This is a genomic window from Microcystis sp. T1-4 (assembly GCF_000297435.1).
Classification (GTDB): Bacteria; Cyanobacteriota; Cyanobacteriia; order Cyanobacteriales; family Microcystaceae; genus Microcystis.
Map to the genome: position 1 here is coordinate 1 of NZ_CAIP01000003.1, position 15,635 is coordinate 15,635.

10 protein-coding genes are annotated in these 15,635 nt (G+C 34.5%); 7 read left to right on the forward strand and 3 right to left on the reverse strand.

From position 1 onward, the window contains the following. Positions 1-204: 204 nt before the first annotated feature. Positions 205-384, forward strand: coding sequence for a hypothetical protein (locus tag MICAI_RS00050; RefSeq protein WP_008195813.1), 180 nt, complete (start codon positions 205-207; stop codon positions 382-384). 150 nt (positions 385-534) lie between these two features. Here MICAI_RS00050 and MICAI_RS00055 read toward each other — a convergent pair whose 3' ends face one another. The 3 genes from MICAI_RS00055 to MICAI_RS26175 are packed head-to-tail and all read right to left on the reverse strand — an operon-like array spanning position 535 to position 3,552. Further along, the gene (locus MICAI_RS00055) at positions 535-1,857 is read right to left on the reverse strand and encodes a tetratricopeptide repeat protein (RefSeq protein WP_008195815.1); all 1,323 of its coding nucleotides are present in this window, start codon (positions 1,855-1,857) and stop codon (positions 535-537) included. Then, positions 1,850-3,352 carry an nSTAND3 domain-containing NTPase gene (locus MICAI_RS00060; RefSeq protein ID WP_008195817.1) on the reverse strand — a complete coding sequence of 501 codons (1,503 nt, stop codon included), beginning with the start codon at positions 3,350-3,352 and terminating at the stop codon, positions 1,850-1,852. Before MICAI_RS00060 ends, MICAI_RS00055 begins: the two co-directional genes overlap by 8 nt. Positions 3,353-3,399: 47 nt before the next feature. Next, positions 3,400-3,552 carry a hypothetical protein gene (locus MICAI_RS26175; protein WP_002741494.1) on the reverse strand — a complete coding sequence of 51 codons (153 nt, stop codon included), beginning with the start codon at positions 3,550-3,552 and terminating at the stop codon, positions 3,400-3,402. A gap of 100 nt (positions 3,553-3,652) precedes the next feature. Here MICAI_RS26175 and MICAI_RS00065 point away from each other — a divergent pair, with 100 nt between their 5' ends. The 6 genes from MICAI_RS00065 to grpE all read left to right on the forward strand — a co-directional run bounded on the left by MICAI_RS00065 (position 3,653) and on the right by grpE (position 15,572). Next, positions 3,653-4,738 carry a hypothetical protein gene (locus MICAI_RS00065; protein WP_008195819.1) on the forward strand — a complete coding sequence of 362 codons (1,086 nt, stop codon included), beginning with the start codon at positions 3,653-3,655 and terminating at the stop codon, positions 4,736-4,738. Positions 4,739-5,115: 377 nt separating this feature from the next. After that, entirely contained in the window at positions 5,116-8,181 is a 3,066-nt protein-coding gene (locus tag MICAI_RS25520) for a double zinc ribbon domain-containing protein (RefSeq protein ID WP_008195821.1), read from the forward strand. Next, on the forward strand, positions 8,182-9,348 hold the full coding sequence (locus tag MICAI_RS00075) for a TRAFAC clade GTPase domain-containing protein (RefSeq protein WP_008195823.1): 1,167 nt from the start codon (positions 8,182-8,184) through the stop codon (positions 9,346-9,348). Between the two features lie 4 nt (positions 9,349-9,352). Further along, positions 9,353-11,905: a GAP1-N2 domain-containing protein gene (locus tag MICAI_RS00080; protein WP_008195826.1), complete on the forward strand. Its 2,553-nt coding sequence runs from the start codon at positions 9,353-9,355 to the stop codon at positions 11,903-11,905. 40 nt (positions 11,906-11,945) lie between these two features. Further along, positions 11,946-14,822: an IMS domain-containing protein gene (locus tag MICAI_RS22400; protein WP_008195829.1), complete on the forward strand. Its 2,877-nt coding sequence runs from the start codon at positions 11,946-11,948 to the stop codon at positions 14,820-14,822. A gap of 39 nt (positions 14,823-14,861) precedes the next feature. After that, positions 14,862-15,572 (forward strand): nucleotide exchange factor GrpE, encoded by a 711-nt coding sequence (grpE, locus tag MICAI_RS00090; protein ID WP_008195831.1) that lies wholly within the window; start codon positions 14,862-14,864, stop codon positions 15,570-15,572. Positions 15,573-15,635: the final 63 nt, after the last annotated feature.

Below are 15,635 nucleotides of genomic sequence, written 5' to 3' on the forward strand. Positions count from 1 at the left end.
ATCCACCCTTGATAAGGGGGGCATCTGACAACTTTTAACGCCTACCTACTTAATTAAAGAATTGAATAATAATGGTAGCGAAGTAATAGATATAATTAAAATTTATTCCCCAAACACCATTAAGCAAAAAGTTATGGGAAATCCGACATCGGGCAATTTCGGCTGGATTGCAACTGCTCAATGAAGACGAAATAGAACAAGAACTTGCTGCACGTCGAGGAGGATGCAGTGAGTCATGAAATTCCTGGCACTTACGGTTTAGCGGCGATGGATGCACTTCATGTTGCTGCTGCGCTGCAAATTCAAGCTGATGAACTAATCACCACCAAAAAGCCAACCAAACCAATGCACCGAGTCAGGGAAATTCAGATTGTTTCAATCTAATGTGACCGCTGAAGGGGTGACAACGAGTTGCTTGTCATACTAAATCTAGTTATTAAAAACTGATTATGTATTCCCCCTTTTGCATGAGTGCATGAGTAGAAAACGGGTTTCTCGGAGAAACCCGTTTTCTGTGCGTTACTCAGTCTCAACTTAGTTGGGGTTTAACAACCTTTCTAGATTTTGTTCACAGTTCTCTTTATGGGAGAGAATATTTAATTTTTCAGAAAGATGTAAGGCTTGTTGCCAGTGATTAATAGCTGATTTAAGATCATGGGTTTTTTCTTCAAATTCGGCCAAAATAATTAAAGTCTCTAGTTCTACATATCGTTCTCCAATATCGAGGGCAATATCTAAAGCTTGGTTAAGATATTGATAGGCTAGATCATCCTTTCGAGTGATACTATAAATTTCTCCTAATCCAGCACAAGCATGGGCAACACTCGCTACATCTGAAATAGCTAAAGCTTTTTTCTTTTGTTGTTTAAAGTATTTTTCAGACTCCTGAAAATTTGCTTGTTGCCCATAAATTGAGGCTAAATTTCCCAAAGACAAAATAATTCCTGCTTCATCGGTTATTTGCTCAGATAAGTTAAGACTTCTTTGAGTGTAATCGATAGCTTGATTCAAATCATTGATTCGCCGGTATGCTTCTCCTAAATTTCGTAAAGCCGTTGCTTGATTAATAAGATTTTTAATTTTTTCTGCCCATTTTAAGTATTTTTCTAAACAAGCAATAGTCTGGTCAATTTTTCCCTGATAACCATAACAATTACCCAGATTTAAATAAGCAACATTAATAATCTCAAATTTTTCGTCACAATCGGGAATAATCTCGGCTAGATTTAAAACTTCATTCAGTACTATTTCAGCGCTTAAATATTCCCCTTTTATTCCATCAATTGTTGCTATATTTACTTTGCCTCTTGCTTTCCAAAGAGGATTATTTAATTGCTCGGCTAAGGATAAGAGTTTCTCCGCATAATTTTTTGCTTGGTCAAATTGTCCTAATTCTCGATACATATAACCGAGTTCACTTAAACAGAGAAAATCGGTTTCATTGTCAAGATTTCCTAATAATTCTTTACACAGTTTTATGCCCTCTTCATAGCGTCCCCAGATGCGTAATTGTTTGTGCAAAGGGAAAGAAGTTGGGTCATGAATTTCTAAGGGTAAAGAAAATAAAGATTTAGCTTCTTTGTACCAACCTAATCGACATAGACAGAGAAATGCTTCCACATAACGACTTGCCCGTTCTTGAATAGAGAGCTGCTGTCCCATTTTATCCTTAATATGGCGTTCATAACCAATTAAATGCCAGATAAATGCGCCAAAATGTGCTTTTTCAAAATGACTCCCTGTCGCCCCTAAAATTTCCCCTTTTTGTTTAACTTGAGCGAGTTCTCCAAAAACAGTAAAATCGATACTTGTGAGACGTTCTTTGACTCTTAATTGAGGAGATTTAAAATCATTCATGATTTGGGTTTCCTTCTTTTCTTTGGGTAGATACTAGACGCTTGAAAGCAACATTGCGAATTAAACTGTGCTGTTTGATATGTGGTTCATATCCCAGTTGTTTTTGAGTTTCTACTAAATAACGGTTAAACAAGGTAAAAAGAGCTAAGTCTAAATCTTGTTCCTCGTATTCTGAAAATAATTGAAGATTTTCAAACCACGCATTTTTAAATTCAAAAGATGAATAAGTGGAGCCATAGATAAGCAATAAATAAGCAGTTTTAAAAGTGTTTTCAAGTCGCTCTATTGTTCTTTCGACTTCCTCCTCTAACAGTTGTTTTCGTAATTGTTTGGTCATTAAGTTAACTTTGTAATAATCATCAGGATTGGCTTTTTGAGCTTCATCAATCATTTCTCTTAATCGTCGAAATCGGGATTTATTCTCGTCATAATAAGTGCTGATATCTCCATTCAGTCTATCAATAATATCACCAGAAATTAAGCGGATAGCGAGAGGATGTCCTTCATAAAGTTTTCCGATCTCTTTAAGGTAAGCAAGGTTACGTCCATGAAGAATTAATTCGACTTCTGCTTGTTGAAATAAACGTTCAAATAACTCTAAACTTTCCTGCTCTTCTAATCCCATTAATGGCTGAATATGCCAATATTGATCTTGACTAAAAGTTGCAAAATCTTCAGGCTTATCCTGCGAAGTTATCACAATTCGAGTCTGACAATTTTCGGCTTCTAATATCTTTTGAAAAAAGACTCGCCAGAGGGGGTATTTAAAGCGATTACTGCCATCTTGTTGTTCTCCTTGTAAAAGATTTTCCATTGAATCAAACCAAATTAATCGACGATTATTGCTCAGATGATTAACCAGTTGAGTTAATAATTGTTCTGGGTTTTTTGCTTGTTTTGCCGTAACAGGTTCATCGCCACGATTGAGTAAATCAATAGCTGTGCTGATAAAGTTTTGTGCTTCTGATTGCGACTGTTGATCCTCCCGTTGATTAAACCCATCAAAATCAATAGGCGGTTCAGGAGGAAACCCTTCTTGACACAAAGCTAAGGCCAATTTGTAGGCGAGGGCAGTTTTCCCAATACCTGTTATTCCCGTAATTACGACAATGCGACAATCGCCTCTTAGTTTTTCCAGTAAATCACTTTGAAGAGACTCTCGCCCCACCCAAATAGGCTCGATATCTTGAGTCAGTTTTTGCAAAAGATTATCTAGATCTGCGACTTTTGAAGGGTCGATGTTCAAAGCTCGACAAAAGGCGAAAAAACCTTCCGATTGAATGTTTTTACCCCTCAAAAAATGATCTAAAGTCTCTGGTGAGCAGGAATTGGCATAGGAAAATCGGTAATCCAGATCTTCTACCCAGTCTATACGAGGTTGACAAAATTGACTAGCTTCCTTACATAAATGCCCTCTAGTCCAGCCTTCTTTTTGTTTTTGCGCCCATCGGGTTTTGACTTGCTCAAGTCCCGCTACGGAGAGTTTTAACTTCATTGCTCTCTATTCAATCTACATAAGTTTATTTCTCTATTGTTGATCAATTATCCCCAGAAATTCTCATTTTTTGAAAAACTTTCTCTCAATGTGACTAAGTACATATCAGCTATTTGCTCAATTATAGGTATAGGAAGCCATTCAAGCTTTCTAATTCTTTCTAATTCCAGCTTCTTTTGCTTTTTGCGCCCAAAAATCATCGTTTTGCTTGCTTATCCGTAGAAATCTAAGGATTTCTATCGCTTTACTCCCAATGAAGAGAACCTCATTGCTCGTTGTCCTCTTCCTAAGGGTAGCAAAATGGCTATTTCTCAAATAATCAACCAAACCAATGGTAAACAGTTTATCTCATTATCATCTACATCGGTGCGGCTACTGTCGTCGGATGGAGTTGATGTCAATCACTTATTTAGCGGTCAAATACCAGAGCGTCACTATGAGCAACTTTCTTGTTGGCTTAATTTAAAACCAAACGAGGAAAAGGATTCAACGGCACAAACATTTGCAACGCTAAAGACCACAAATTACACCCAAAAAGATCCCCTATTCACTTTAAGGACTGTCCGAAGAATGTTACAGGATAACGGTCTTCTCTTTGTCTATGATATATCCCAAACCCCTGATATTGAGCAATATGTGAAGATTCTGTTTTCTTGTGCTGGATTTATTGTGTTAAATAACATTGGCAACTGCTGGATTCTTAGCAAAAGAGCCTTACTTTGTTTTGATGTGCCAAAGGTCAAAGGTTATCTGGTCAAGGAAGCGGAAACACCAGCAGAAATTGAATCCTATTTCTTATTTCTCAAGAATCGCTATCCTGAGTCACAAAATTATTGCAAAGAAATCGACGATTTATTTACTCACCAATCGGTTATTTTTCTAGCCTATCCTGAACAGAATCCCTCTCAGGTAATCGGTGTTGCACGTTATACCTATTCTCTGGCTGAATATGGCTACTATTTGCCTTGTCAACTGGCAACATTTTGTGAAGGAAAACACATAGGAAAGCATTTGATGTTACCCAAAAATGTAACAAGCATCGGAGAAAGTCTCTCTCTCTATGATGAAAAGGGAACTGGCAAAAAAGGAACAAGTTATCTTGTTTATCAGCAATTGATTCGAGCTATCTTGACTTACAAACATGATATTGCTCACACTGAAATTTCCTACACGACTTATCCAAAAGGGGACGAAACCATTGAAGCACTGTATAAAGAACGTTTTGGATTTAAGCACACTCTACACGATAATGAAAAAGTTTGCTTAAAATATGGAACATTTGCCGGTCAATGGTATCTCATTGAACTGGAGCAGTGGATGATTAAGCATCAGTACCACAACGCTGACCAGATTTTTCATAAACACAAGGAAGCGTTTGCGGTGTGAAGTCTAGCTCAAGAGGTTGCCGATAAATACTAGATTTTGGGAACTTAAGGTAAATTATCCTGAAAATTGGCTATATCCTTAAGTGTCCCGAAGTTGAACTAGAGTCTTAGCGATGCAATGCCTTATCCCACAAAGACTTGCAGCTTTTCAAAAAAAATTTGCATCGGGGAAAGTCCCCAATTTATGATAGGGACAATTCAGAAACTTAACATCTTATAGTGCTTTTCATGCCACTGAGGTATCGACAAGTTTTGCCAACAAAGGGTTTAAGCTCCTTAGCCATACCTTATTCTGATGAAAACTGCTATATCTAGTCCAATCTTTTATGAAGTGGACTTCCATGATCAGCTAGAAACCTAACCCCATCATAAATTTTCATGTCTGAAGTATCACGTCCGAACTTTTACGAATTATTAGAGATAGATCCAAGTCAGCCTTGGTCAGATGGAGAATTTAGCAAAATTCTTAAAATTAAACAAGGAGAATGGACTAAAAAAACAAAACATCCTAAATATAAAGTTGAATATACTGGCTATCTGCAAATGGTTAAGTTGATTGAGCAGATAATGAAGGATTCTGAAAGTCGTGAACAAGAAAGAAAGCAAGCTCTTGAAAGTCAGTCAAAACAAGCTCAAATCTTCAAGCAACAGTTTGAGGGAGATTTAAAGGGTATAGTCGCTAAAGGCTATATTTTAGAATCTGAGGTAAAAAATTTGATTACTAAGTTTTCCAGCGTGTTCTCAGAATCAGAGATTCGCCGTCAAATCAGTAATTTAGGGATTGAAATTAAGACTAAAGAAGAAGCAAATGACTCTGAAAATATTAAGATCAATGACACAGATAAAACAAAAATTGGTGCAATTGAAAATAATTTAAAAAGTTTAAATCAACAAGATTTGTACAATTTTCTAGGACTCCCCAAAACCACTAGAACTGATGAATTGTGTGCAGCAGCAAGTAACCGATATGAAGAAATCAACAAAACAGGTCAATCAACAGCTGAAGCAAGTGCTATTAAGGCACTTGCTGGACACGCTAAAAGCTTTTTTGAGGATGATGAAAAAAGAAAAATTTATGACTTTTCTCTAAGTTTACAAGTTTTTCAATCTTTAGAAGAGGCAATTGATAACATTACGCTTCATGAAAAAATCATTTATGGAAAACAGTTTACTTATTTACTAGAATTAGCCTTTTCTAGAGGGATAGATGTTGAAAAAGCAAAAAAGCATATCATAACCTATGGACGAAATAAAAAAATTGCCGTAGAAATGGCAGGAGTTGAAGCGGTCAAACAGAAAATCGCTTGTCCTCAATGCCAAACCATTAATGAGCGGGATCAAGATTTTTGCTCAAATTGTGGAAGTTCTTTAAAAATAAAATGCCCTAGTTGTGGACTCATTTCTAGTATTGAAGCTCGGGCTTGTTCTAAGTGTTCTTTTCCCATTGGGAATGAGTCAATCGTGCGTCGTTATTTAGTGGAGAGTCAAAAGTTAATTCATCAAAAATTTTATGAAGACGCAGTTAACCATCTTAATTTAACCCAACAAGCATGGTCAAGTCCATTGATCTCTCAGACTCTTAACGATGATTTAAGTAAACAAATTAGCCAATTAAAAAGTGAAGCAGAACAGAAAAAACAGAACCTAATTAATTGTCAACAACAACTCAATCATGCTATTAACGAACGTCTTTATTACGAAGCACGTCGTATTTTACAACAGCTAAAGCTTGAATTTGCTTCTCTTGATTTAAACAGAGAAGAAAGTAAAATTGAAGCAGAAATTCACAAAGCTGAATCAGAATTAGAAAAAGTGCGTCAACTGGAAACTCAAGGGGAAGATCCAATTGACCTCTATCAAAAAGTTCTTTCGATTTGTAAAGATTGTCAAGCCGCCAAAGACGCATTAGCCAAAACCCCACCGCTTCCTGCTAGTCAACTTTCTGCAAACAAGAGCCATAAAATCATCAATTTATCTTGGCAAGCAAGCCCTTCTAAGAAAGTTGGTTATACCATTATTAGAAAATATCACTCCCAACCTATTTCTAGTAAAGATGGAGAACAATTAGATACTATTTTTAGTACAAGTTATGATGACAACACGGTAGAAAGTGGTAAACCAGTTTATTATGCTATCTATACTAATAGAGAAGGGGTTCTTGCTGTTAATTCTGCCCAATTAGAGCAACCAATACTGTTAACCAGTGAAGTTTCTAATCTGGTTGCTCAAGCAATGGATACGCAAGTTAATTTAACTTGGACACATCCTCAAAATGTTACTGAAATTCAGATTTATCGATCTACTAAACCGTTCAATACTTCTAATCAGGGTGAACGAGTTGAAGTTATCAATATCAGCAACGTTATTGATAAAAATTTAGAAAATGGTAAGAAGTATTATTACCTAATTTATAGTTTATTTAAAAATTATGATGGAAGTCTTATTAAAAGCCAAGGAATTACTATTGATGTTATTCCCGAAAAACCCCCTTCTCCCCTAGAAGATTTAACCATTGAGGTGATTAAAACTGACCCTTATTACCAACTGAAACTATCTTGGCAATTACCCACAAAAGGAGAAGGAGCAGTCTTACAAAGCGATTCTTTTCCCGATTTCGGGAAAACACATTTATTACCTCAAGGCTCTTTATCAGAATATGGCAAAGTCTTACAGGAAACAAATACATCTGTAACTATAACAATTGAAAAGAAAGGAATTTTTTACTTTACCCCAATTCTTTTATTTCAAAAAAATGCTTATCTTGGCAAAACCAGAGAGTATGTCAATGTTGATGATGTTAGCAATTTGAAATGTCAAAAACAGACAAATGAAATTCAAGTTCGTTGGAATTGGCCAGAAAATTGTCAAGAAATTATTCTTTCTCATGGCGAGCGCCAATTTCCTTCAAGTCATAAAGACTCAAATGCAACCCACATTAAAGTTACAAAAAATCAATACAATCTAAAAGGTTATTATCCCCTAACCAGTATTACTAATAGAGATTATTTTATCGTGGTTTATGCTGTCTTTAATAAAGCAGGACAAACCTTGATTGCTTCAGGCTTAAATGAATCAGCACGGGTGCGAATTAGCCTATCAACTCTAATAAAGATTAATTACGAAATCTCTAGAGAAAAAAAGGGATTTGGGTTATTTAAAGGGAAACTTTTGCTGATCATTAATATCAATGGCAAAGGGCAAATGCCAGACTTAGTTTTAGTTTATAAACAAGGAGGGAAGCCAATTAAAAAAACAGATGGAGAAACAGCTTTAACCATTTCATCAACAATACTTCAGGAGGACAAAACAACTTTTACTTATGAACTAAAAGAACAAAATCGTTGTTACGCATCTTTATTTCTAGCCAACGATAGCCTTTATGAATCCAAAGGCGGTTATGTTCGTATTAACAAACCAGAAATTGATAAATTGGAGATGTTTTAAATGTCTAAAATTCTTTGTCCTTTTTGCTTTGAAAAAACAGAAGTCTCTCAACTTGAATATCGATGTAGTTATACTCGTTGCTCAGGAAAACGTGAAGATGTCATTTTAGCCCAAGCTCAAGGGCTTCTTAGCCCTACTATAGAAGGTTTAGTCTTTACACCCACAAAAAAAGGATTAGGTCGTTTGTTCGGAAAATCAAATCAGTTAGAAAAATGTCCTAATTGTAACAAAGAAACTTCTATAAAAGTATGTCCAAAATGTCACTATAACTTAAAGTATCTGTCGGGAGAAATAGAGGAAAAAATGATTGCTATTATGGGAGGAAGAAGTAGTAGCAAAAGCACCTATATTTCAGTTTTAGTTAATCGTTTACAAAATGAAATTGGCAAAAATTTTAAGGCAGGAGTAATGTTCACTGATGACAAAAGTCGCACAATTTATGAAGAAATTTTCCGTAAACCAATTTTTGTTAGGGAAGAAATTTTACAAGCGACTGTCAGTAGCACTGTTGACTCCCGTGCGAAAACACCAATGATTCTTCGTGTAACTTTTGACAATAACGGTCAACGTAAAGCTGTTAATCTTGTTTTATTTGATACAGCAGGTGAAGATATGGAAGATATAGATATTATGTCTTCTGAGGCACGTTATCTTTGTGAAGCGGATGGGATTATATTCATCTTAGATCCTCTGCAAATTGAAACAGTAAGACAGTTAGTAAAAGAGGATTTACCTGATAGATTAGAAAGCGCAGACCCCAATCGAATTGTTGAACGTCTTTATGAATTACATGAACAAAAATTGAAAATTAAAGCTGGTAAAAAAATTGAGAAACCGATTGCCTTTACCCTATCTAAAAGTGATGCTTTATTTCCCTTTATTGAAGCGGATTCAGTTTTACATCATTCAGGAGAACATTTTGGTTATTTAAACTTACCTGATGTGGAATCAGTCCATACAGAAATTTGCACTTATCTTGAAGAATGGATGGGATCTGCATTTGATAACAAAGTTAAAACCTATTTTAATTGTTATCGTTATTTTGCCATGTCTCCTTTAGGGAAAAATCCTATCAATGGAAAGATTGAAGGGTTGTCTCCTTTAAGAATTGAAGATCCCCTTTTATGGCTTTTTTCTCAATTTCAATTTATACAAGGACGGAAGTAAAACAATGGTTATCCAACAACAATACTATACATCTTGTCGAACAGAAACTAGGACTGGCTATCAAATTAAGGCTGAATCTCCTAATTTTGAGAGTGAAAAACGTCAAATTTTAAACCGATTGATTGGATACTCTATCCCATCAGGTGTTGATGTCAAAGCAATCAATACTCATCCCATTGCTTTACGTTATTTTGTTAATGAAGAAGATGCTTTTTTAGTTTGTAGTCAATCTAGCGGACAAGATGAATTTGGCAGAGATGGAAATTTCTTTGCTCATAGTTTGGTGGGTACAGTTACAGAAATCTCTACTATTCCTAGCATTTTTTCGTGGAAAAGTCCCTTCTGGGTTAAACAAGATAAATCCTCACAAACTGCTTTACCAACTTTAAATGAATTTAACCACGAAATCACGTTTAATTTTGATTCAGTTTGGACATTTTTAAAAGATAAAAAACGACAAGAATGGTTTTATAAGTTGATTTGTGCCGTGATTGACTATGAACAATCAAAACGAAAAATTATTATTATTGATGATAATGAAGCGATTACTTATTGGATTGCTAGTCTCAGCACTATTTTACATCCTCGTTATGTCAACTATCTAACTTTTGCCACCTACCACCATGATCCTTATACGGCTCCTTTTATGATTACAGGAACGACCGAAAATTCTAACTTTCGTTGTAGCAATGATGAATATTACTCTTACTTTATTCTTAATGTTCCCCAACAAAAAGTGAGTGATGTTCCCGAATCGGATTTGGCGATTTATCTATTAGAAAACTTAGATGAGCAAAAATATGAGAGTCAGATTTTAGAGTTTTACGAATGGTTAGATCGCTATAGTTCTGATTCTAAATACTTGAGTAAACATTTAGATTATTATATCAATTTTCAAAGAGCCATTAAGGGAGAAATAGACGCTTTGCCTTTTGCTAAAGTGATTGAATCTGCACAAGTTATCATCCAAGAGCAAAGTCAAAAAAACTCACATAGTCAATATGTACAACAGGATTTAGAAGATTTATCTTGGGCATCTTATTTATTAGGAAAGGCACTCATTAATCAAGAACAGAGTGATTTGCTTACCTCTTATATTAATGCTTTAAAAATGCTCAAAAAGATAGATAGTTATTTTCTTAATCAAGCTGATAAAGCCATCTTTATTTTTGTTTCATTAGTTCTTAACAAACAAGAACAAAAATCTATGACTTTATGGACTGCTCTAGAGTCTCTTTATTCACCTGCATTACTTAAAGAACATCTTAATTCTTTAGATTTTATTCAACAATTTACTCAGCAATTAAGAAGTAATGACTCGGAACAATTATTGATTTTCTGGAAACAGATTGGCAAAGAATTAACGTTGTCTTCTAGTAATCAGCAGAATTTGAGTATCATCTTAGCAAAAACATTCTCAGCCATTCCAGAGCAAGAGCTATCAAAAAGATTAAGAATTCCTGTGAGTGCATCAACTTGGATTAAAGTTTTTCTAGAAAATGCTAAACTCTCGAAAGACTTTATTCTTGATAACGCTTTACTCTACAAACAAAAATATCCTAATTCTCCCGTCTTTGAATGGATTTACTATGCGCTTCTTCAACCATTTTCTTTTGACCAAAGACCTAAGTATTTTTGGACTTACTGGCAAAAATCTTCTTCGCTCATTCCAGACTTACATAACTATGAATTACAAAGAGATATTTTACAATCTCATTCCACCTCACAAGCCATTGATGTTATTTATTTATGGTTAGATTATCTGGCTCAAAAATACCATAAATCAAAAGTAAAAGAAGCTCTAGAATTTATCTGGACACAACCACAGTTTGAGCGACAAGAATTAGCTGAAATTTTATTGCAAAAAGATAAGTCTGAAAGTATTTTTGAAATTGATATTTATAATCAGTTAATTCAAGATTTACTTTCCACTCTTCAACTTAACACCCCCACAGAATCACTTGCTAATATTTACACCAGAGTTTTAGCAAATCCTAACTTATCCATTTCTCAAGAACAAACACTTATTTTACAGGGGTCATTAGATATGTACCATAATCGTATTTCCGAAATGAACATTGAAGCTTCAAACCAACGTTATCAAACTTTACCACCAGAAAAATATGAGGAAGAAGTTGAAAAACTATTAGAAAAATTCTTTGCTCAAAAAACCCCTGAAAAACTGACAGAAGAACACTTTAAAGTCGTTCAAATTGCTTATGTTATTCGACATCGTGATTTATTTTGGGATATATACTGGTCGAATTTTTGCCACTGCTTAGTGGAAGAACAAAGAGTTAATGACATAGTTTTGATTATGGATTTATGGTTTAACGTTTCTTCCCATTTAGCAGAAAAACTCGGTTATTTTGTGCCAGAATTTTTTATTAACTTACCCAATGCCCTTGAAGAAGTATTTAAAAATAAAGGCTTTGGGAAGGTCAAAAAAGAGTTTGAAAGCAAAATTAAAAGAAAAAGTTGGTATCCTATTATCCAACCTATTTTTGAGAATACACGCTCCAATATTATGGGAAAAATTTCTAATTTCTTTAGTTGATTAACTTACCGATCATTTTGTTTATTAAGGAGGAAAATATATGCAAGTTTTGCTTTATTTAATAGGTACTGGTTTTGTTTTATGGCTTCTATATCTTTTTATTATTCATATAGTTATACCAACTCTAACCATAATCTCATGGTTAACTATAATTGTCATCATATTATGTGCAACAGTTACATCTATTGCTGGTATTGGTGTTGGTATTAAGAACTTTATTCAGGTTTTTTACGAAGGGCTTCAAGTAACTAAAACTAAGTCTTATCTGGATAAAGAAAAATCAATTAAATTCTTTAAAGCACAAAAAGCCAAATTAATGTATATCTATGGTGCAGCTTGGTATGTCATGCGATTTGTTAGTATGAATGTATGGCAAAGTACAAAAGACGATGCAGGAAAATGGCTAGAAATTGCGAAAAATAGATTTTCTAATGGACATTTTTCATGGTCTGGTAATATTTGGCAAAAAGTTTGGGCAATAATGGGATTTTACGGACCAGCACTCGGTTTAATGATTGGATGGTTTTTTCATTTTGTAGCAGCTTCTGTCATTGTTGCCCTATTTTTAGGAATACAATTTATTTTCTGTGTCATCGGCACAATGATTACGAGCTTTTTAATGTTGTTTTTGACCGTAGGAAACTACCTATATAGTAGCTTTTATAAAACTTACTACAGATGTCCAGAATGCCATGAACCGATGAAAATTCCCACCTACATTTGTCCAGATTGTTCAACAGAACATACTCGACTTTGGCCGAGTGTTTATGGGGTTTTTAATCATACTTGTAAAGGAGATTTACCTAATACTAATAATTCTAGAGTTTGTAGCAAATCTTTACCAACTCTTACCTATCTTGGACGAGATAAGTTATTGACAAAAGTTTGTCCTAATCCAGAATGTAAACACCCCTTAGATGGGATTGGGGGAATCAACGCTCATATTCCAGTTGTCGGACTTCCTAACTCTGGTAAAAGCCATTATATGTTTATGGCAATCAAACAATTTACAGAAGAATATTCTCCTGCTCATAGTTTAGATGTCAGCATACCTAATTCTTTACACGCTCGAAAGTATGAAGACAATATTAATTCCCTAAAAAATGGTCAACGTTTACTCAAAACTTCTGCGGCGGGTGATAGTGCCAAAGGGTTAAATTTAGAAGTCAAAAAGACTAATCAAGCTGTCCCTAATCTTTTGTATTTCTACGATTTAGCAGGAGAATATATAGATACTGATGAACAAGCAGAGTTACAAAAATACTTCAAGTATGTAGATGGAGCTTTTTTTGTCATTGATCCTTTTTCGATTAAGCAAGTTAGACAAAGATACCAAGACGCACTTTCAAACAATGCTGATATTCAGGATTTACCCAACCAAGACTTAGATGCCGCTTATGAAAGAATGTTATTTTTATTTGAAAAGAATAAAAAGAAAAGAAAAGGAAAAAAATTTACTCAACCTGTTGCCATTATTGTTACTAAAGTGGATTGTGCCGACCTTGAACAACAAATTGGAGTTTATAAAGCTCGTGAATATATGGCGAGCCATTCTGACATAACAAATGAGCAGGATGCGATGAATATTTTAATCAAAAATTTCCTAGAAGATAATGGAGCAGGGAATCTTGTTCGTAATATAGAATTGAATTTTTCTAACGTTCGATTTTTCTCTTGTTCAAATATTGGTTTTAGAGATCAGACAATTGGCAGTAGTAATTCTTCCAATTCTTTTGATGGTGTCCGAGTTTTAGAACCAATGTTATGGCTTATGGAACAAACCAATACTTTACCCCATAAAGCCTCATTTATTTGGCAGTTTTTGCGTTCAACAACGTGGATTAATTATGGTTTACCTGTGTTTATCGCAACCATTATGGCTGGTGTGCTGTTCGGTGGTTATTCCATTATTCGTTGGACTGTTAAAACGCTTCAACCCTCTAATTCTTCTCAATCTTCAGAAATTAAAAAAAGTAATCCTCAATCTCAAATAAGTGACAAAACTTTAACTGAAGAAAAACTAAAAAACATGACTTATACCTTGTATAACACAGCCTACCCATTAACTGACGGTAAATTTTTTCAACAATCACCAAATAGTGCTACGGGTCAATCAGTTGAAATCGAGCAAATATACTTCGGAGATATTAATAATGATAGCTCAGAAGATGGGGTGGTTATCTTAGCAGAAAATGGTGGTGGGAGTGGAATATTTAAGTCATTTCTTGTCATCCTTAATCAAAATAACATCCCTACACAAACATCTAATTTTTACTTAGGAGATCGGACAATAATTGAAAATGTAGAAATAAAAAATAATCAGATTAAACTGACACTTATTACTAATAGTCCTGACGATGCAGCTTGTTGTCCCAGTCTAAAAGTCACTAAAACTTTCAAATTGCAAGGAAATGAATTATCAGAAGTTGTTCCTACCTCATATTCACCTAATAATTCCCCTGTGGCTCTTGTTTCTGACCAAAACATTGCAGAACAAATATTTACTGATTCTTCTTCAACAGCAACCCTTTCACAACAAGATGCTGTCAATCTTATTAACAAATGGTTACAAGCGAAAAGAACAATGTTTGCTCCCCCTTATGACCGTCAAATTGCTCAGAAAATTACAACGGGTGAACAGTATCAAAAAACAGCTGGTTATAACGGTTCTATCGACTATTTACAGAAGAAAAATAGTCAATATAAATACGGACAGCAAACAATTGATAACGTTGAAAAATTCGTTATCAATGGTAATCAAGCTAGTATTCAAGTTAGTGTAACTGAGCAACAAACTCTCTATATCAATGATAGAGTTGACCCTCAAAATAGCAAAACAGGAAAAATAACTGTTCTTTATAACTTGAAATTAGTTGATGGGAGTTGGAAAATTGAAAGCTCTCAAGTTATCCGCTAGTTAAAATTTACTAAAACTTACCAAGGAGGTAATTCTCAAATGACTAATTCACAACAAATCACAGATGACAAAAACTCAATGCTAGACCAAAATTCTGCCTCTGATATTTTTAATTTAGAAGAGAATAAATTACCTGATGCTGAATTAGAAAAATCTCCCCTCAATCCAGAAAAACTTAAATCTATGCCCCATAATGTGCCTAATATTGAGCAGAATATTCAAGAAGAAACCCCTAATAACTTCAACTTAATTCAGCCAATAATTGATAACATTCATCAAGCTATTGCTCAATTACAAAAAGATTTTGAAGTCAAAGTTAAATACGATGAGAGCAAAGAACGTACCATTAATGCCCTTCATAAAGAGTTGCAAGATTATCGAGAAGATATAGTATTTAAAATTTTACGACCCTTAATTATGGACATTACTAGCATTTACGATCATCTCCAATTACTGACTAAGAAATATGGTAATTTATCTGAATCTAATTCTGCCAATTCCATAGCATCCGAGTTAAAAAGCTTCACTGAAGAAATTGAAGAAATAGTTAGCCGTTACGGGTTTAAATTCTATCAAAATGACAGTGAAACTTATGACCGTAGTAAACAAAAAGCACAAAAAATTATTAATACTGATGACTCTACTCTCGATAAACAAATTGTAGAGCATCTGCGGATGGGGTTACAGTATCAAGAGCGAATTGTTCGTCCAGAAACCGTTAGTGTCTATCGTTATGTATCCAATCAATAAAAACCAAAAAATTTTTTCTTACCTCATTCACTTATTTTCTTATGATTGATTCCTCCCGTCCCA

Excerpts from the sequence above, each read along its gene's own strand:
- MICAI_RS00055 (WP_008195815.1), bottom strand. The coding sequence starts at position 1,857 with ATGAATGATTTTAAATCTCCTCAATTAAGAGTCAAAGAACGTCTCACA.
- MICAI_RS00060 (WP_008195817.1), bottom strand. The coding sequence starts at position 3,352 with ATGAAGTTAAAACTCTCCGTAGCGGGACTTGAGCAAGTCAAAACCCGA.
- MICAI_RS26175 (WP_002741494.1), bottom strand. The coding sequence starts at position 3,552 with ATGATTTTTGGGCGCAAAAAGCAAAAGAAGCTGGAATTAGAAAGAATT.
- MICAI_RS00065 (WP_008195819.1), top strand. The coding sequence starts at position 3,653 with ATGGCTATTTCTCAAATAATCAACCAAACCAATGGTAAACAGTTTATC.
- MICAI_RS25520 (WP_008195821.1), top strand. The coding sequence starts at position 5,116 with ATGTCTGAAGTATCACGTCCGAACTTTTACGAATTATTAGAGATAGAT.
- MICAI_RS00075 (WP_008195823.1), top strand. The coding sequence starts at position 8,182 with ATGTCTAAAATTCTTTGTCCTTTTTGCTTTGAAAAAACAGAAGTCTCT.
- MICAI_RS00080 (WP_008195826.1), top strand. The coding sequence starts at position 9,353 with ATGGTTATCCAACAACAATACTATACATCTTGTCGAACAGAAACTAGG.
- MICAI_RS22400 (WP_008195829.1), top strand. The coding sequence starts at position 11,946 with ATGCAAGTTTTGCTTTATTTAATAGGTACTGGTTTTGTTTTATGGCTT.
- grpE (WP_008195831.1), top strand. The coding sequence starts at position 14,862 with ATGACTAATTCACAACAAATCACAGATGACAAAAACTCAATGCTAGAC.